Source organism: Streptomyces sp. NPDC046716, assembly GCF_040645755.1.
Taxonomy (GTDB): domain Bacteria; phylum Actinomycetota; class Actinomycetes; order Streptomycetales; family Streptomycetaceae; genus Streptomyces.
The window spans coordinates 10,778-28,405 of record NZ_JBEYYU010000057.1 but is presented as its reverse complement, the minus strand read 5'-3'; the positions used below and the strand labels follow the sequence as shown (position 1 = coordinate 28,405).

Sequence of the window (17,628 nt, the reverse complement as noted above, 5' to 3'; positions counted from 1 at the left end):
GAGGTAGAGCCAGCTCTACCGCGCCGCCCGAACTGCCCGGCTACGGTGATCACATGCGTCCCACTACCGCCTGGCAGGCCCTGGCTCAGCGTCCGTTGAGCTTCCTGGCATCGAGCTGGCCGTGGCGCTCTCTCGCGTATTTGAGCGGAGGCGTCGTGGTCGGCGCCGCGGCCGTGCTCTTCTTCGCCCTCGGTCTGGCCGCGGGGATCGCGCTGCTCGTCGTGCTGATCGGCGCCGCCCCGCTGGCCGGCCTCGTGCTGGCGTCCACCGTGGTGGGCCGGGTGGAGCGGCGCCGGCTGAGACTGGTGGACCTGGATCCGCTGCCCGATCCGCACCGGGCCCCCGACAGTCCGGGCCCGCGCGCCTGGGTGACCACCCGGCTCAAGGAACAAGTGACGTGGCGGGAGCTGACGTTCACGCTGCTGTCGGCGGCGTCCCTGTGGTGGCTGGACCTGCTGGTCCTCGCCTTCTCCTTCGGGCTGCCCGCCCTCACCTTCGCCTCGACCGACGGATCGACCTGGCCCTGGACGGTGTTCGGCGCGATCGTGCTGCTCGCCTCCCCCTATACGGTCACCTCGTGGGCGGGGGCCCGAGGTGCCCTGGCCCGCACCTTCCTGGTCCCGCGCGGCAAGGAGGTGGGGGAGGAGCTGCGAGAGGTCCGGGCCTCCCAGTCGCGGCTGCTCGACGCCTTCGACACCGAGCGGGCGCGGATAGAGCGTGATCTGCACGACGGGGCGCAGCAGCGGCTCGTCTCGCTCGGCATGACCCTGGGGATGCTCCGCCTGGAGGTGTCCCCCAACTCCTCGGTGGACCGCCTGCTGTCGGAGGCGGAGAACCAGCTCTCCACCGCGCACCAGGAGTTGAGAGCCCTGATCCGCGGTCTGAACCCGCCGGTCCTCGCCGACCACGGCCTGGTCGCGGCGATCGAGGACTACGCGGGCCGCTTCCCCATCCCGGTGCAGGTGGATCTGCGGCTGCCCGAGCGGCTGTCCAGACAGCTGGAGACGACCATGTACTACCTGATCAACGAGGCGCTGACGAACATCGCCCGGCACAGCGGAGCCACCTGTGCCCAGGTGTACGGCCGTTACCATTCCGATCAGTTGCTCCTCAACATCACGGACAACGGCCGCGGCGGCGCCGACCCCGCGAAAGGCACCGGAATGACGGGGCTCGCGGATCGGATCGCGGCGCTCGACGGCCGGATAGAGGTACTGAGTCCGGTCGGCGGTCCGACCCTGCTGCAAGTGGAGGTTCCATGTCACTTCGCCTGATCGTGGCCGAGGACGCCGTTCTGCTGCGCGAGGGGCTGATCGGCTTGCTGGAGCGGGTCGGGCACAAGGTGGTGGCGGCCGTCGGGGACGCCGACGCGCTGGAGGAGGCCGTCCGCGCCGACCGGCCCGACCTCATCGTCACCGACGTCCGCATGCCGCCGGAGCTGGGCGACGACGGACTGCGGTCGGCGGTGCGGTTGCGGGAGGAGTTCCCCGGCCTGCCGGTGCTCGTGCTCAGCCAGTACGTCGAACGGTCTTATGCGCTCCGGCTGTTGGACTCCGGCGGCGGTGCGGGCGTCGGCTATCTGCTCAAGGAGCGGGTGGGCGCGGTCACCGACTTCATGGCCGCCATCGAGCGGGTCGCCACCGGTGGGACCGTGGTGGACCCGGAGGTGATCACGCAGCTGGTCCGGCTGCACCCGGATCCCCTGGAGCGGCTGAGCCCCCGGGAGCGCGAGGTGCTCGCCCTGATAGCGGAGGGACGGACCAACGCCGGGCTGGCGAAGACCCTGTTCCTCAGCGAGGCGGCCGTCAACAAGCACATCGGGAACATCTTCACCAAGCTGGATCTGCCGGTCGACACCGACGGCCACCGGAGGGTCCTCGCGGTCCTCGCCTTTCTCCGCTCCTGAGCTGCCGCCCGCCCGAGAGCCCCGCCGCCCGCTCAACCGCCCGGCAGTGGAGTGCGTCTTCCAAGCCGGGGCACACGTCCTCGGCAATCACGCCGAGAGGGCGGGGCGACGCAGGAGCAACGGGAGGCGTACGGCATGGAGATCTCCGGCATCTTCACCGCGATCGTGATCGGCATTGTGATCGGCATCCTGGGCCGTCTGGTCATTCCCGGGCGGCAGCGCATCGGTGTGCTCTGGACGATCCTCGTCGGGATCGCGGCCGCGCTCGTCGGCACGGCCGTCGCCGGGGCCTTCGACGTCGCGGACACTCCGGGCATCGACTGGATCGAACTGGCCATCCAGATCGGTCTCGCGGCGCTGGGCGTCGGCGGGGTGGAGCGGTTGAAGAGTCGCCGCTGAGCGCCGCGGCACCGGGCGTGGTGCGTCAGAGCTGTTCGGACATTCGTCGAGGGCACGCGCGAGACCGTGACTGCCGCGCAGTGGCCGCCGAAGGACACCGGGCACCGCTCCCTGTACCCGCGTCCGCGCGGCGGCCTCTCCGCCGAACCCGAGCCCATGGGCAGCGAGCACGCCGCGCCCGACGGCTTCTACCAGGCCCCGCTGACCGTCACCGACCGGGTACAGGTGGTCAGTTGGAGCACCGAGCCGTTCCAGCGGCCCGCCGAGTTGATCGGCACCGGCGCGGCGCACCTGTTCGCCGCGACCGTCCTGCCCGGCCACCGCCTGGTGGTGGAGCTGTCCGACGACGAGCCGCTCGCCGACGCGCACAACGCGCTGCCGCCGCCGGACGCCTTCCATTACGGAGACGGGCGGCTGAGCCGCTCCCACGCCTCCCGGTCCCGTACGTACAGGGGAGCGGCGGCGGTGATGGCCCGGGTCTGTGCGGAGCCCCGGGCCAGCCGCCAGCGCACCGTGCCGGTGACCCGGGCCGCGCACGAGGTGATGAACTCCTCGCAAGCGAAGCGCAGTTCACCGAACCAGCGGCCCTCCAGGGCCTCGCGCACCCAGACCTGTTCGAGGTGCATCTTCTCCCGGACGGTCTCGGCGGCGAGCGTCGCCGTCTCCAGGTGGCGGTACGTCCTCAGCAGGAGCGCGGCGGCGGGCATCTCCCGCAGTTCGAGGACCTTGTGGCCGCCGGGCAGGTGCTCCAGTCCGCTGTAGCGGCCGATGCCGTGGGCGCCCGCCCGGTGGTTGAGCGCCTCGATCAGTTCGGGCAGCGGCAGCGGACGCCCGTCCAGGGCCGTGGGGACGCCGCGCGCGAAGGCGATCTCCACGGTCTCGTCGGCGGGCGGCTCGGCCGGGCGGGCCGTCCACGTGTACAGATGCTCGGGGACGGTGTGGTCCTCCGGGTCGTCGAGGACGCCCGACTCGAACTCGCGGCACCACAGGTTCGCGTCGACGCTCGCCACCCGCTTGCCCAGGTGCGGCAGCCCGATCTCCTCCAGCTCGCGCGCCTTCCGCTCCCGGTCGACCGGGTCGAGGTCGTACGGGCTGCCGTACGGCACGGCGCAGCCGAGCAGATCGAGGGCGCCGTTGAGGCGGCGCAGCGTGTTCTGGGACGGGTTCGCCGTGTGCACGACCGCCGCCGCGTCCAGCTCCGTGGCCAGGTCCAGGGCGAGCCGGGCGAGCAGCGGGCGGCTCAGGGACGAGCTGACGGGATGGGTGTCCAGGTAGACGGCCTGCGCGGCGATCGCCGGGCGGACGAAGCAGTCGGCGAAGGTGCGCCGGGCGTCCACGAGGTGCAGCCGCACCCCGAGGTGGGCGGTGGTCTGCCGCAGCTCGTCGGGGTCCTCGCCCGCGCCCAGGTCGGCGCTGAGGGCGTGCACGTCCGTGAAGCCGGCGCGGGCCAGCCGGTGCAGCAGATAGGTGCTGTCCAGACCGCCGCTGAACAGGGTCACCACCGGCCGGTGCCGGTCGGCCGGGGCACCGGTGAGATCGGCGAACGAGCGGATCCGCGGCCCGTGCGGGATGTTCACGCGCCGGCCTCCCGCAGCGAACGCAGCTCCCGAGCGAAGGCCCGCGTGGTCGGTTCGTGGAGCAGGGCCGCGAGCGGGATGTCGAGGGCCAGCAGCTCGCGCAGCGTCTCGACCACCCGGACGACCGTGAACGAGTCGCCGCCCAGGTCGAAGAAGTCGTCGTCGGGCCCGACGGCGTCGACGGCGAGCACGTCCCGCCACACCGTGACGACCAGCGCGTCGAGATCACCGCTCATGCCCACCACCGGGCGCGGCGCGGGGACGGCCGCCGCCCGCTTCTCCAGGAGCGCCCGGTCCAGCTTGCCGTTGGCGGTCAGCGGCAGCGCGGCAAGCACCTCGACGGTGCGCGGCACCAGGGCGCGGGGCAGCCGGGTCCGCAGGTCCGCGCGGACCGACGGGCCCAGCTCGTCCGGCGGCGCCGCGCCGTCCCCGGCCACCACGAACAGCGCGAGGGCCTTGTCCGCTCCCGTGCCGTGCGCCACGACGGCAGCCTGCCGAACTCCCTTACACGTCAGAGCCGTTGCCTCGATCTCGGCGGGCTCGATCCGGATGCCGCGGATCTTCACCTGGCGGTCGGCGCGGCCCAGGAACTCCAGCGCGCCGCCGGGACCGGCGACCCGCACCAGATCGCCGGAGCGGTACAGCCGCCCGTACGGGGTGGCCGCGAACCGGTCGGCGGTCAGCTCGGGCCGGTGCAGATAGCCGAGGCCCAGGCCCGCGCCGCCGATGTGCAGCTCGCCGGTCTCACCCTCCGGCACCGGCGCGCCCGACGCGTCGAGGACGTGCAGTTCGGTGCCCTGGACGGGGCCGCCGATCAGCACCCGCGCCGGATCCGGGTCGCGCGGGCAGATCCAGTACGTGCAGTAGATCGTGCACTCGCTGGGCCCGTACAGGTTCGTCAGGGTGGCGGTGGACCGGGCGTGGAAGCGGGCCACCAGATCGGGGCTCAGCGGTTCGCCGCCGGTGAGGACCTGGCGCAGCCCGTCGTACCGCTCCTTCGGTTCCCGGGCCAGCAGGAACAGCTCCAGGAGCGAGACCACGCAGTAGAACGTCGTGATCCCGTGGTCCCGGATCAGGGCCGCCAGATGATCCGCGTCGCGCTGCCGTCCCGGCTCGGCGACGACGATCGCGGCGCCCGCGAGCAGCGGCCAGTACGTCTCGCTGAGGTACATGTCGAAGCTGCACGCCGTGTGGTGGATCATCCGGTCGCGCTCGTCCATCCGGTGCGTGGACTGCAGGGCTTGCAGCCGGGAGGCGAGGGCGGCGTGGCTGATCAGCGCGGCCTTGGGGCGGCCGGTGGAACCCGAGGTGTAGATGATCACCACCGGGTCGTCGGGCGACGCGTCGAGCGCGGGCGCCGGAGCGGCCGGATACGCGGCGCACTCCTCGTCCGTCAGCACCTCGGCCAGGCCCGAGAACCGCTCCCGCAGCCGGGCGTCGGTGAGCACGATCCGCGGCGCGCAGTCCCGCGTCGTCGCCCGTACGCGCTCCAGCGGATCGGCGGGGTCGAGCGCGGCGTGCGCGGCGCCCGCGAACGCCGCGCCGAGCAGCGCCACGAAGAACTCCACGGACCGCTCGTGGTGCACGACGACCCGGTCGCCGGGACCGACGCCGTGCGCGCGCAGCGCCGCCGCGGTGCGCAGCACACGGTCCTTCAGCTCGCCCATGGACACGACCGTCCGACCCGATATCAGGGCGGGCAGCTCCGGGTCGCGGTCCCAGCGCTCCAGGAGCAGCGCGTCGATCCGGCTCACGCGTTCGCTCCCTTCGCGAAGTGGCCGAGACTGTCGGCGACGGCGTCCGCGAGCAGCGCCGGGCTCTCCGTGAGCAGCAGATGCCCGCCGGGCAGCCACACCGTGCGCGCCCGGTCGCTGAACAGCTCCCAGTCCTCGGTGCGTTCCTCCGGGCACAGCGGGTCCTCGTCGCCGAACACCGCGAGCAGCGGGCACTCCAGGCGCGGTTCGGGCCCCGACACGTACTCCTCGACGGCCCGCATGTCGGCGACGACCGACGGCAGCAGCAGCGCCAGCATCTCCTCGTTCGCCGCCAGCGACTCCGGTACGCCGCCGAACTCCCGCAGGATGTCGAGGATCTCCTCCGGGTCGTCGGTGTCCCGCAGCAGCCGCCGCCCGGGAGCGGGCCGCTCGGTGACCGCCCACTGCGACACCGCCACGAACCCGGCCACCGGCACGTCGCCCGTCCGCTGCAACGCCCGTACGGCCTCCAGCGCGAGCACCGCGCCGGAGCAGACGCCGACCACGAGCAGCGGCGCCGAGCCCGGCAGGGCGCGGGCCGTCGCGACGACGTCCGCGGTCAGCCCGGCGAGCCCGCCGACGGGTTCGCGCACCCGGGACTCGCGCCCCGGCAGCCGCGCCGTGGCCACCGCCCAGTCGGCGGGGGCGTGCGCGGCGAACGCGGCACCGCTCGCGGCGCCCGCTCCCGCGTGCGGCACGAGCAGCACCCGCCAGGCCGCGCCCTCGGGGCGCGCGCCGTCGAGCCTGTAGGTCTTCACCGGCATCCGCGCGTCACCCGGCCGTCACGAACTCGGCGAGCCCACGGGCCAGATGGCCCGGGTCGTCGGCGCCGACCAGCTCGCGCGCCGAGTGCATGGACAGGCCGGGGACGCCCACGTCGACGGTCGTCACCCCGAGCCGGGCCGCCGTGATCGGCCCGATGGACGTACCGCACGGCAGCGCGTTGTTGGACACGAACCGCTGCCACGGCACGTCGGCCCGCTCGCAGGCGGTGGCCCACGCGGCGAAACCGGTGCCCTCGGTGGCGTACCGCTGGTTCGCGTTGACCTTGACGACCGGGCCCGCGTTCGGTAGCGGGTGGTTGTCGGGGTCGTGCAGCTCCGTGTAGTTGGGGTGGACGGCGTGGGACATGTCGGCGGAGACGCAGAGGCCGCCCGCGAGCGCGCGCTCCCAGTCCTCGGCGCTGCCGCCGCGCGCGGCCACCGAGCGGTGCAGCACCCGCTCCAGGAGCGGGCCCTGGGCGCCGGTCTCGGAGTTGCTGCCGGTCTCCTCGTGGTCGAACGCCGCGAGCACCGGCACCCGGTCGGGGGCCGCCGACGCGGCGGCGGCGAGCAGGGCGGTGACGCCCGCGTGCACGGAGACGAGGTTGTCCAGGCGCGACGACACGATGAACTCCCGCCGGGCGCCCAGGAGTCCGGGCGGCTGCACGTCGTGCAGCATCAGGTCCCAGCCCAGGACGTCGGACGCGTCGGTCCCGGCCTCGTGCGCGACCCGGCGCAGCAGCGCGCCGTGCTCGGTGGGGCCGAGCGACCAGATCGGCTGGGTCTGCCGCTGCCGGTGCAGGGACAGCCCGTCGTTCACGCTGTGGTCCAGGTGGATCGCCAACTGCGGTACGCGCAGCAGGGGTTCGTCGATCTTCACGAGGGTGGAGGTGCCGTCGCGCAGGGTCAGCCGGCCGGAGATGCCGAGGTCCCGGTCGAGCCAGGTGTTGAGCGGAACTCCGCCGTAGATCTCCACGGCGACCTGCCGCCAGCCCGCCCGGCCCGTGTCGGGCGTCGGCTTGACGCGCAGGTTCGGCGAGTCGGTGTGGACGCCCATGATGCGGAACGGCGCGTGGGCGGGGGCGCCCTCGGGCACGTACCAGGCGAGGAGCGCGCCGCCCTTGGCCAGGTACCGGCCGCCGCTGTGGCCGGTCCACTCCTCGGTGCCGGTCAGCTCGGTGAACCCGGCCTTCTCCAGGCGCCGTGCCGCCGAGGCCACCGCGTGGTACGGGGACGGGCTCTCCCGCAGGAACGTCAGCAGGTCCTCGACGTGCTCGGCTTGTGTGGGCAGGTTCATGCGGTGTCCGCCTCCAGGGGCAAGGGATGAGGGTGGTCGGGCAGCGCCGCGAGGGGGCGCCCGGGGTGCGCGCACAGCTCCCCGAGCAGCGCGGCGTAGGAGGTGAGGAGTCCGTCGGCCGTGGTCTCGTCCCACAGGTCGGCCGAGTACTCCAGGAAGGTGCGCAGGCCCAGCGCCGGGTCGCGGCGCGGTGAGAGGCCGAAGACCAGCTCGGCGCGGGCGACCGGCGGCGCCAGGTCCTCGACCTCGACGTCGAGTCCGGGGATCTCGATGTCGGTGTCGGGATAGTTCTGGAAGGCGAGCACGTTCGGCACCCGGTCGGGGACCTCGGTGGCGCCCGCGTCGCGCATCGCCCGCATGATGCGGGCGGTCGGCAGGACGTGCGCCATCACGGCGAGGGCGTCGGTGCCGGTGCGGGCGACCAGGTCGGCGAAGGACTCGCCGGGATCGATCCGCACCCGCACCATCACGGAGGTCGACACCATCGCCACCAGCGAGTCGCCCGCCGTGCCCGCCCGGTTGGCGTACGGCACGGCCAGCAGGACGTCCCGCTCACCGGACAGCCGGGCCAGGTGCACGCCGAGCGCGGCGGCCGCGACCGCGAACGGCGTCTGCCGCACGGAGGCGGCCACCTCTTCCAGGGCGGTACGGACCTCGGCGGGCACGGTGCCGCGCACGGTGCCGCCCGCCCCGCTGAGCGTGTCGGGACGCGGCCGGTCCGTGGGCGTGTCGAGGCGGCACGGCACGCCCTCCAAGTGACGCGCGCAGAACGCGGCGCGCCGCTCCTCCTCGGCCGGGTCGTGCGCGGCGGCCTGTTCGCGGGCGTACTCCGGGGCCTGCGCCGACGGCGCGGGCAGGGTGTGCGCGCGGCCGGCCGCCGCGGCCGTGTACAGCTCGGCCAGCTCCGCCATCAGCACGGAGTGGGACCAGCCGTCGGCACTGGCGTGGTGCAGCACGAACATCAGCACCCAGCCGTCGTCGGCCACCTTCAGCAGCCGGCAGCGCGGGAACGCGGGCTCGGCGAGGTCGAACGGCTTCGCCGCCATGCGCCGGCACACCGCGTCCGCCCGCTCCCGCGCCGTGTCGGGTGCGAGCCGGGACAGGTCGTCGACCCGCAGCCGTGCGGGCGGCGCGGCCACCACCTCCTGCCACCAGGCGCCGTCCGCGCCCCGCACGAAGCGGGTCCGCAGGGCGTGGTGCCGTTCGACGAGCCGGCCCAGGGCCGTGCGCAGCGCGTCCGGGTCCAGGGCGCCCCGGAAGCGGATCCGGGTCGGCACGTTCCACACCTCGGCCCGGGGGACGGCGTGATGGCCGGCGATCATCCGGTCCTGCTGGTCGCTGACGGGAGCCCGGTCGACGACACCGTCCCCGACGCCCTCCGCGCCCGACTCGGGCCCACTCGCACCGAGGTGACGGGTCATCGCGGCGGGCGTCGGGTCCGCGAAGAAGTCCGCGAGCGAGATGTCGGCGCCCAGCACCTCCCGCACCCGGTTCACGAGACGGATCGCCGTGATCGAGTTCCCGCCCAGGTCGAAGAAGTCCGCGTCGTCCCCGATGTCGTCCACGCCGAGCACCGCACGCCACACGGCGCGCACCTCGTCGCCCGCGCCGGACGGAGCGGGGCGGGTGTCCCGTACGGTCGGCGCCGCGTCCTCCACCATGGCGCGCAGCACCCGGTCCAGGTCGGCCAGATGTCCGCGGACCGTTCCCTCGTCGAAGAGGTCGGCGTCGTAGCGGATCCGCAGCCGCAGCCCCGACGGCGTGCGCACCGCCATGAGGGCGAGTTCGAGCGGCGCCGACGACGCGCCGCCCGGGACGTCGGACGCGGTGAGGCCCGGCAGGTCGACGCGGGTGAGCGGCGCCGTGTCCAGGTCCGCGGAGACCGTGACGAGGGGGCGCGGCCGTCCCGCGCCCCCGCCGAGCCGCGCCGCCAGTTCGTCGGGGTCGACGCGCTGGTGCCGCTCGGCCTCGAACAGGGCGTCGCGGGTGGCCCGCACCGCGTCGGCGACCGTCGTGCCGTCGGTGAGGTGCGCGCGCAGCGGCAGCACCGCCGCGTGGAAGCCGACGGTCCGCGCGGTCGCGGGCGTGCGCCGGGCGAACGTCGAGCCGACGACGAACTCGTCGAGCCCCGTCCGCTCGCGCAGCACCAGCTGCCAGGCGGTGAGCAGCGTCGTGAACAGCGTGACGCCGTGCCGCCCGCTCCACTCCTGCGCCGCCGTCGTGCGCGCCGAGTCGAGCAGGATCTCCGCCGCGCCGCCGTGCCCCGGCGTCCGGGGCCCGCGCGGCCGGTCCGTCGGCGGCGCGGGCGCGGGCGGCAGCGGGTCGAGGGTCTTCAGCCACCACTCCGCCTCCCCGTCGTCCGCGGGCGGTTCGGGGGCGCCGACGGTCGTCCCGGCGGGCTCCGGGAAGCGCGGGGCGCGCCCTTCGACACGGGCCGTGTACAGCTCCTGGAGGTCGTCCGCGAGCAGCCGCGCCGAGTGGCCGTCCGTGATCAGGTGGTGCAGAGCGAGCAGCAGGACGTGGTCGTCGTCGGCGAGCGTGAGCAGGCGCGGTGCGCACAGCGGCCCGTCGGCGAGGTCGAAGGGGCGGGTGCTCGCCGCCCGCAGCGCGGCCGCGATCGCCGTGTCCGGGTCCTCCTCCCGGGCATCCGTCACCACCAGCGGGACGCGCGTCGACGCCCGCACGGTCTGCTGGAGCAGCCCGTCCGCGCCGCCCGCGCGGAACACCGTGCGCAGCCCCGCGTGCCGGGCCACGAGCCCGTCGACGGCTGCGGTCAGCGCGGCCACGTCGAGCGGCCCGCGCAGCCGCACCGCCTGCACCTCGTTGTACGCGGCCGGGTCGGCGGCCAGTTGCGCGGCGAGCCAGAGCCGGCGCTGGGCGGCGGTCGCGGGCGCCGTGACGTCCCGGGGCGGAGTGATCTCCTGCGCCGCGGTCGCCTCCCGCAGCGCGGCGAGCCGGTCCAGGCCCGCCCGCGCGAGCTCGGCGGGCATCCCGAAGTCGACCAGGGCGGCGATCTCGTCGACGCCCGCGTCCCGCAGCGCCGCCACCACCGGCGCACACGTCTCGGGCGTGCCGATCAGCGCCCGCTCGTCGCAGTACCGGTCGTAGGCCCGCAGGAACAGATACTCCAGGTCGGCCTCGCTCGCCTCCGCCACGTCCCGCTCGCCCGAGGCGACGGCCCCGGCCGCCGACCGCATCTGGAGCGACGAGCGCAGATACCGGGTCATCGGCTCGCGGGCCTCGGCCCGTGCGGTCGCGTGGTCGTCGGTGAGATAGGTGTGCAGGAGGACGGTGACGCGGCCCGCGTCCGGGTCCAGGCCGTGCCGGGCGCGGGCGGCCCGGTAGTGGGCGATGTTCGCGGCCAGCTCGGCGACGGTCTGGTTCATCAGGTTCGTGACGATGCCGAGATCGCGGCGGGCCGCCTCCTCGTACGACTCCCGGCGCCCGGACGTCGCCAGGAACATCGGCGGCGCCTCCTGCACCGGGCGCGGCAGCGTCGACACGTCGGCCGGGCGGCCGTCGCCGTCCTCCCGGCGCACGGTGCCGCCGCGCCACAACTCCCGTACGGCGGCGAGGTGTTCGAAGGCGATCTCCGTGCGCCGGGCGAACCGGTCCGGGTGCAGCGCGAAGTCCCGCGCGTGCCAGCCGGTGGCGCAGCCGAGGCCCACCCGGCCGCCGGACAGCCGGTCCACGACCGCCCACTCCTCGGCGACCCGCACCGGATCGTGCAGCGGCAGCACCACGGAGCCCGCGTTCAGCCGGATCCGCTCGGTCTCCCGGGCGAGCGCGGCGGCGAGCACGGCCGGGTTCGGGAAGAGCCCGCCGAAGGAGTGGAAGTGCCGCTCGGGGATCCACAGCGAGCTGAAGCCGTGCGTGTCGGCGAAGCGGGCCGTCTCCACGATCCGGTCGTACGCCTGCGAGGTGTCCTCGGCGTCCGGGTAGTCCCCGAAGAAGTAGACGCCGAAGTCGGGCGCGGGACGCGGGCGTTCGGGCTTCGCAGCCGTCCTCGGCCGGGCGCCCGGGAAGTACCCGCCCGCGCGCAGCTCCCGCAGCGAGTCCTTCACCGCGTCGGCGACCCGCTCGACGTCCGCGTCCGTGTGTGCGGTCGACAGATAGAAGCTGCGCCACTCCCACACGTAGATCCCGCGCAGCAGCAGGTGCTGGTACAGCAGCTCCATGTCGGCGCGGTGCGTGAAGCGGAACATGGACCCGAAGTGGGCCAGCTCCAGCGGGAACTCCTCGGCGCGGAAGAAGGTGTTGAGGTCGTCGGCGAGCGCGTCGGTCCGGGCGTTGAGCCGTTCCTGGAGGGCCGGGCCCTCGGCGGTGAGATGGGTGAGGACCGCCTTGGCCGCCACCATCGACAGCGGGTGCTGGAGGTACGTACCGCCGAAGAACGTGGTCTCCGCGCCGGGCGAGCTGTCGTCGCCGTAGCGCCAGAACCCGCCGTCGACCCCGTCGAGGAGATCGGCGCGGCCCGCGATCGCCCCCACCGGGAAGCCGCTGCCGAGCGCCTTGCCGTACGTGGCCAGGTCCGGGACCACGCCGAAATGGTGCTGGGCGCCGCGCGGATGCGGGCGCAGGCCCGTCAGCATCTCGTCGAAGAGCAGCACGATCCCGCGCCGCCGGGTCAACTCCCGCAGCGAGCGGAGGAATTCGACCGGACGCAGGCCGGGGTTGCGGCACTGGACGGGCTCCACGACGACGGCGGCGAGGGAGTCGCCGAGCGCGTCGATGGTGTCCAGGGCCTCCTGGCTGCCGTACTCCAGGACCAGCAGATCGGCGACCGCGCTCGCAGGGATGCCGCGCGACACCGGCACCGCCCGGCCGCCGTCCGGCCCGGGGCGGCCGAGCACCGGGTCGATGTGGCCGTGGTAGGAACCGCGGAACATGACGACACGGTCCCGGCCGGTCGCGGCGCGCGCCAGCCGGATCGCGCCCGAGTTCGCCTCCGTGCCGGAGTTCGCGAACGCCACCCGCTCCATGCCGGTCAGCCCGGCCAGCAGCTCGGCGACCTCACCGGCCTCGACCGGGCGCGGCCCGAACCGCAGCCCGCCGTCGAGATGGGCCCGCACCGCCTCGCTCACGCACTCCGGCTCGTGCCCGAGGAGCAGCGCGCCGAAGCCCATCGTGATGTCGGTGTACGCGTTCCCGTCGATGTCCGTCAGGTGAGCACCCCGCGCCGAGCGGGCCGACAGCGGGTACAGCGTCTCCTTCGTGGCGCGCCGGAACCCGACGACGGCCCGGCTGTCGGCCAGCACCGGGCGCCGCCGCTGCGCCAACTCCTTGGAGGATGCGGTGCGTTCGGCCAGTCGCCGGGCGAGGTCGGCGGCGTGCGCGCGCTGCCGGGAGTCGGCGCCCGCGCCCGCCATCCCGGAGTCCGCGGGCAGCACGACCCGTGGCCCGTGCTGCTCGGTGGTTGCCGGGACGGGCGCGGCCGCGCTGTCTCGCGCGCGGGCGAGCTGTGCGGTCAGGTCCCGGGACAGTTGTGCGGCGCGGTCCGCCGCCGATGCCGTCATCGGGTGGAGCGGTCGGCGCCGAGCAGGGCCACCGCCTCGGAGAGCTGGGTCAGCATCGCCGCCTGCGTCTCGGCCAACAGGTTCACCTGGCGCGTGAGTTCGGCGACCTCGGCGCGCGTCGCGTACTGCTCCTTGGCGGGAGTGATCACCTGGGCCTCGGCGGGCGCGGCGGGACGCTCGCGCCGCTCGGCGATGAGCCGGGCCGTCAGCTCCGGTGTCCCCGCGTCCTCCAGGATCTCCCGGATCGCGATCCGCACATCGAACTCGGCCTCCAACTGGCGCAGCATCCCGATCAGTTGCAGCGAGTCGGCGCCCAGCCCCACATAGCTCTGCGCGGGCGCCACCTCGTCCAGGGTGAAGCCCAGATGGTGCGCGGTCAGCTCGCGCACCCGGGTGAGCACCGGCCGGTCCTGGTCCTGCTCGGTCACTGCGTCCTCCACGGGGGGTTCGGGGGCGGGGGCTGGGCCCGTCCAGTAGGAGCGGTGCTGGAAGGGGTAGGTGGGCAGCGGGATCCGGCGGCCCCCTGCTCCGGCGAGCAGCGCCGTCCAGTCGACGGCCGTGCCCGCGCAGTGCAGCCCGGCCACCGCCCGCCACAGCCCGTCGACGCCCGCGTCCCGGCCCTGCGTCGGCAGACACGGCACGCCCGGCAGGGCCCGGCGCGCCATGCCGGTGAGCGGGGCGCCCGGCCCCAGCTCCAGCAGGACCTCCCGGTCGGCGAGGGCGCGCAGCACGGCGTGGAAGTCGGCGGTGCGCCGCGCCTGCCGGACGAGATGGGCGGGGTCGGGGCGCCAGCCCGGCGCCTTCACCGCCCCGTCGAGCCCGGACACGAACGCGGTCTCCACCGGCCGGAGTTCGACCTCCTCCGCCGCGGCCCGCAGCCCGTCGAGCACCGGGTCGAGCAGCGCGGTGTGGAACGCCCGGTCGACCGGCAGCGGCTCGCAGGGCACGTCGGCCAGCAGCCGCCGCGCGGCCGCCACCGCCTCGGGGCGGCCCGCGACGACGTGGTGCGCTGGCCCGTTCACCACGGCGAGTTCAAGCCCGGCCCCGGCCTCGTCGATCAGCGCCCGCACCCGCGCGTACGGGGCGAACACGGCGAGCATCGCCCCGGGCGCGGTCTCCTGCATCAGGCGGCCCCTGCGGCACAGCAGCCGCATCCCGTCCTCCAGGGACAGCGCGCCGGCCGCGTACAGCGCCGCGTACTCCCCGACGCTGTGCCCGCCGACGGCCGCCGGACGCACCCCCAGCGACTCCCACAGCCGCACCTGCGCGGCCTGGAACGCGAAGAGCGCGGGCTGCGCGAACGCCGTGTCCCACTGCCCGGGACCCGCACCCGCCACCAGCCGCCCGGTGAAGTCGGCCTCTCCCGACTCCTGTCGATGGATCCGTGCGCAGGCGGCCAGCGTCGCGGCGACGACCGGGAAGCGCTCCGCGAGCGCCGCCGCCATGCCGGGCACGGCCCCGCCCTGCCCGCTGAACAGGAACACCGGCTCCGCCGGACCGGCCACCGTCCCCGTGCGGTAGGCGGCCGGGTCGGGCCGCCCCGCCAGGAAGGCGTCGAGCCCTTCGCCGGGGTCACCCGTCACGACGAGGCGGTGCTCGTGGTGACGGCGGCCCAGCGCGGTCGTGGTGAGCAGATCGGCGGGGTCGAGCCCCGGATCGCGTACGAGAGTGTCCCGGAACGCGCGGGCCAGCCCGGTGAGGGCTTCGGGGGAGCGGGCAGAGAGCGGCAGCAGTGGGGGAGCGGTGGACGGCGCGCGGGGCGGGACGGGCGGCGCCTGCTCCAGGATCACGTGGGCGTTCGTACCGCCCATGCCGATGGAGTGGACGCCCGCACGGCGCGGTCCGCTGTCGTCGGCGGGCCAGGCGACGGCCCGGCGCGGCAGCGTGAACGGGCTTTCCTCGACGTGGAGTTCGGGGTTCGCGCGGGTGAAGTTCACCAGGGGCGGGACCACGCCGTGCCGCAGCACCAGGATCGCCTTGATCAGCCCGGCGAGGCCGGCCGCGCTGTCGAGGTGCCCGATCGCGGGCTTCGTCGAGCCGAGCGCGCAGAACCCGGTCCGCTCCGTGTGCCGCCGCAGCGCCTGCGTGAGCGCGGCGAACTCGATCGGATCGCCCTTGTACGTGCCCGTGCCGTGCGCCTCCAGATAGCGGACCGACTCGGCGGGCACCCCGGCCGCCGCGAGGGCGCCGAGCACCGCGTCCCGCTGCCCGGCCACGCCCGGAGCCGCGAAACCCGCCTTGTCCGCGCCGTCGTTGGTGACCGCCGAGCCGAGGACCACCGCGTGCACGGTGTCCCCGTCGGCGAGCGCCCGCTCCAGTGGCTTGAGGACCACGGCGGCCACCCCGTTGCCGCCGACCGTGCCGTCCGCCGCCGCGTCGAAGGCCCGCACCGCGCCGGTCGGCGAGAGCGTCGAGCCCTTCACCCGCCGGTGCCCGGTGATCTGCGGCAGGTGCAGCGCCGCCGAGCCGGCCAGCATCAGGTCCGCGTCGCCCGCGGACAGCGCCTGACAGGCCAGGTGCACGGAGACGAGCGCGCTGGAGCAGGCCGTGGCCACATTGACGGCGGGCCCGGTCAGACCGAGGCGGAACGCGGCCCGGTTCGCCGTGAAGTCCGGGTAGTTGCCGACCTGGATCTGCTTCACGGCCGTCCAGTCGTCGGACGCCGCCTGCTCCCCGATGTTGTGGGCGAGATAGCTGTGCAGCGAGTACAGGCGGTAGCCCACGCTCGCGTACACCCCGACGCGGGCGCCCGTGCCCGCGTACCCGGCGTCCTCCAGCGCGTGCCAGGCACACTCCAGGAACAGCCGCTGCTGCGGATCGGTGACCGTGGCCTCGCGCCCGCTCATCCCGAAGAACGCCGCGTCGAACCCGTCGATCCCGGACAGCAGCGCACTCGCCCCGCCGAAATCGGGCTCCTTGTACGTCGCTTCGGGCACCCCGGCGGCCGCGAAGTCGGCGTCGCCGAACCGGCGTACGTGCGTCACGCCCGCCGCGATGTCCCGCCAGTACGCGTCCGGGCCGTCAGCTCCCGGAAACCTCAGCGCCATCCCGACGACCGCCACGCGCCGGTCCCGCATCGCCGCCCCCCTCCTCCGGGAACGCCGGACCCGAGCGCCGCTGCCGCAGCACCTGCGCGACGAACACCAGGGCCACCACGATCGCGACCCCGTGCGCCACCCCGACCACCGACAGCGGCGAGAACACGTCGAGCGCCGCCGCGACCGCGATCATGCCGACGCCGAAACCGAGGTTCTCCACCGTCGCCGACAGCCCGAAGGCATGGGTGCGCAAGCCCGTCGGCAGCGTCTGGAGGTGGGAGCTGTACGACACCTCCGTGATGCCGTCGGCCGCGCCCGCGAGCAGCGCGATCACGATCGTCGCGGCCCACGGGAACCCGGCGAAGGCGAGGATGAACGTCCCCGACATCGCGATCGTGCCGAGACCGAACCCGAGCGCGCCGACGGACCGCCCGTCCCGCTTCACCCACCGCTGCAACACCTGCTGCACGAGGACGTTGCCGAGCGCCCACACGCACCAGAAGACACTGACGAACACGGCGGGCCGGTCGGCGTCCAGCCGCGTGGAGTACACCGGCAGCGCCGCGTTGTGCGAGGACGAGCCGAGCGCGTCGATGCCGCGCAGCGCCACCATCAGGGCGATGACCGGGGCGGTGGCGAGCGCGGCCAGGGCGCCCGGGTTCCGCTTCCCGCCCGTCCTGGCCGGGGCGCCCTTCTCCTCCTTCTCGGCGCTCGGCCGTGCGGCGAGCGGCAGCAGGGCCACCGTCCCCGCGCAGACCAGGAACGTCGCCATGTCCAGGAGGAACGCGGCCCGGTAGCCGAGCAGCGACACCACGACGCCCGACGACGCGAACCCGACCACCATCGCCATCGAACGGCCGCTCACCATCAGCGAGTTCGCCCAGGTGTGGCGCCCCTCGTCCACCATGTCAGGGATCGAACTGCGGAAGGCGACCATGAAGAACGTGCCCGCCCCGCCGACCACCGCCGAAACCAGGAACAGCGCCGCCGTGCGCAGCCCGTCCGGCGCGCAGACCAGGAGTACGAGCGCGGCGGCCTGCACGACGTTCGCCCAGAACATCACCGGCTTCGCCGCCCACCGGGCGAGCAGCGCGGCGGCCCCGAGCCCCGCGAGGAACCCGGCGGCCAGCCGGACGGCCATGAACACACCGACCGCGAGCGCCCGGTCCGTCACCGCGTAGACGTACAGATTGAGCGCGACCAGGTTCAGGTAGGTGCCGTAGGAGGAGATCGCGTAACCGGTCACCAGGATGCGGTACCGGCGTTCCTTCATGGAGCGTTCCTTTGCGAGCGGCCCGTACGGATGCGAACGAGTGATCGGTGATTCGAACGTTCCGCACCCTAGGCGGGGGACTCCTCCTTCCGCAGGAAGATCATGGA

Annotated in this window: 10 protein-coding genes and 1 pseudogene; 4 read left to right on the top strand and 7 right to left on the bottom strand. The window is 74.4% G+C overall.

Features of this window, described 5'->3' with window-relative positions:
* The first annotated feature begins 53 nt into the window (after nucleotides 1–53).
* From ABZ930_RS32410 to ABZ930_RS32395, 4 genes and pseudogenes are all read left to right on the top strand, one after another.
* Complete coding sequence (locus ABZ930_RS32410) at nucleotides 54–1,274, top strand: sensor histidine kinase (protein ID WP_361555828.1); 1,221 nt, start codon at nucleotides 54–56, stop codon at nucleotides 1,272–1,274.
* Nucleotides 1,259–1,906 carry a response regulator transcription factor gene (locus tag ABZ930_RS32405; protein WP_361555825.1) on the top strand — a complete coding sequence of 216 codons (648 nt, stop codon included), beginning with the start codon at nucleotides 1,259–1,261 and terminating at the stop codon, nucleotides 1,904–1,906. Before ABZ930_RS32410 ends, ABZ930_RS32405 begins: the two co-directional genes overlap by 16 nt.
* A gap of 135 nt (nucleotides 1,907–2,041) precedes the next feature.
* A complete protein-coding gene (locus ABZ930_RS32400) occupies nucleotides 2,042–2,305 on the top strand; it encodes a GlsB/YeaQ/YmgE family stress response membrane protein (RefSeq protein ID WP_361555822.1) in 264 nt (87 codons plus the stop codon).
* A 66-nt stretch (nucleotides 2,306–2,371) separates the two neighbouring features.
* Nucleotides 2,372–2,602: pseudogene (locus ABZ930_RS32395) on the top strand (X-Pro dipeptidyl-peptidase); the annotation flags it as partial.
* Between the two features lie 101 nt (nucleotides 2,603–2,703).
* Here ABZ930_RS32395 and ABZ930_RS32390 read toward each other — a convergent pair.
* From ABZ930_RS32390 to ABZ930_RS32360, 7 genes are read right to left on the bottom strand one after another with little or no spacing between them, the layout of a single operon-like run.
* Nucleotides 2,704–3,882 carry an argininosuccinate synthase-related protein gene (locus tag ABZ930_RS32390; RefSeq protein ID WP_361555819.1) on the bottom strand — a complete coding sequence of 393 codons (1,179 nt, stop codon included), beginning with the start codon at nucleotides 3,880–3,882 and terminating at the stop codon, nucleotides 2,704–2,706.
* Nucleotides 3,879–5,636 carry an amino acid adenylation domain-containing protein gene (locus ABZ930_RS32385; protein WP_361555816.1) on the bottom strand — a complete coding sequence of 586 codons (1,758 nt, stop codon included), beginning with the start codon at nucleotides 5,634–5,636 and terminating at the stop codon, nucleotides 3,879–3,881. Before ABZ930_RS32385 ends, ABZ930_RS32390 begins: the two co-directional genes overlap by 4 nt.
* Nucleotides 5,633–6,394 (bottom strand): thioesterase domain-containing protein, encoded by a 762-nt coding sequence (locus tag ABZ930_RS32380; protein WP_361555813.1) that lies wholly within the window; start codon nucleotides 6,392–6,394, stop codon nucleotides 5,633–5,635. Before ABZ930_RS32380 ends, ABZ930_RS32385 begins: the two co-directional genes overlap by 4 nt.
* A gap of 13 nt (nucleotides 6,395–6,407) precedes the next feature.
* Nucleotides 6,408–7,694 (bottom strand): M18 family aminopeptidase, encoded by a 1,287-nt coding sequence (locus ABZ930_RS32375; protein WP_361555810.1) that lies wholly within the window; start codon nucleotides 7,692–7,694, stop codon nucleotides 6,408–6,410.
* Nucleotides 7,691–13,210 carry a MupA/Atu3671 family FMN-dependent luciferase-like monooxygenase gene (locus ABZ930_RS32370; RefSeq protein ID WP_361555807.1) on the bottom strand — a complete coding sequence of 1,840 codons (5,520 nt, stop codon included), beginning with the start codon at nucleotides 13,208–13,210 and terminating at the stop codon, nucleotides 7,691–7,693. The genes ABZ930_RS32375 and ABZ930_RS32370 overlap by 4 nt, the downstream gene beginning before the upstream one ends.
* The gene (locus tag ABZ930_RS32365; protein WP_361555804.1) at nucleotides 13,207–16,287 is read right to left on the bottom strand and encodes a type I polyketide synthase; all 3,081 of its coding nucleotides are present in this window, start codon (nucleotides 16,285–16,287) and stop codon (nucleotides 13,207–13,209) included. The genes ABZ930_RS32370 and ABZ930_RS32365 overlap by 4 nt, the downstream gene beginning before the upstream one ends.
* Nucleotides 16,232–17,521 carry an MFS transporter gene (locus ABZ930_RS32360; protein WP_361555801.1) on the bottom strand — a complete coding sequence of 430 codons (1,290 nt, stop codon included), beginning with the start codon at nucleotides 17,519–17,521 and terminating at the stop codon, nucleotides 16,232–16,234. Before ABZ930_RS32360 ends, ABZ930_RS32365 begins: the two co-directional genes overlap by 56 nt.
* Nucleotides 17,522–17,628: the final 107 nt, after the last annotated feature.

Coding starts and splice junctions, on each gene's coding strand:
- ABZ930_RS32410 (WP_361555828.1), top strand. CDS start 54: ATGCGTCCCACTACCGCCTGGCAGGCCCTGGCTCAGCGTCCGTTGAGC.
- ABZ930_RS32405 (WP_361555825.1), top strand. CDS start 1,259: ATGTCACTTCGCCTGATCGTGGCCGAGGACGCCGTTCTGCTGCGCGAG.
- ABZ930_RS32400 (WP_361555822.1), top strand. CDS start 2,042: ATGGAGATCTCCGGCATCTTCACCGCGATCGTGATCGGCATTGTGATC.
- ABZ930_RS32375 (WP_361555810.1), bottom strand. CDS start 7,694: ATGAACCTGCCCACACAAGCCGAGCACGTCGAGGACCTGCTGACGTTC.
- ABZ930_RS32370 (WP_361555807.1), bottom strand. CDS start 13,210: ATGACGGCATCGGCGGCGGACCGCGCCGCACAACTGTCCCGGGACCTG.
- ABZ930_RS32365 (WP_361555804.1), bottom strand. CDS start 16,287: ATGCGGGACCGGCGCGTGGCGGTCGTCGGGATGGCGCTGAGGTTTCCG.
- ABZ930_RS32360 (WP_361555801.1), bottom strand. CDS start 17,521: ATGAAGGAACGCCGGTACCGCATCCTGGTGACCGGTTACGCGATCTCC.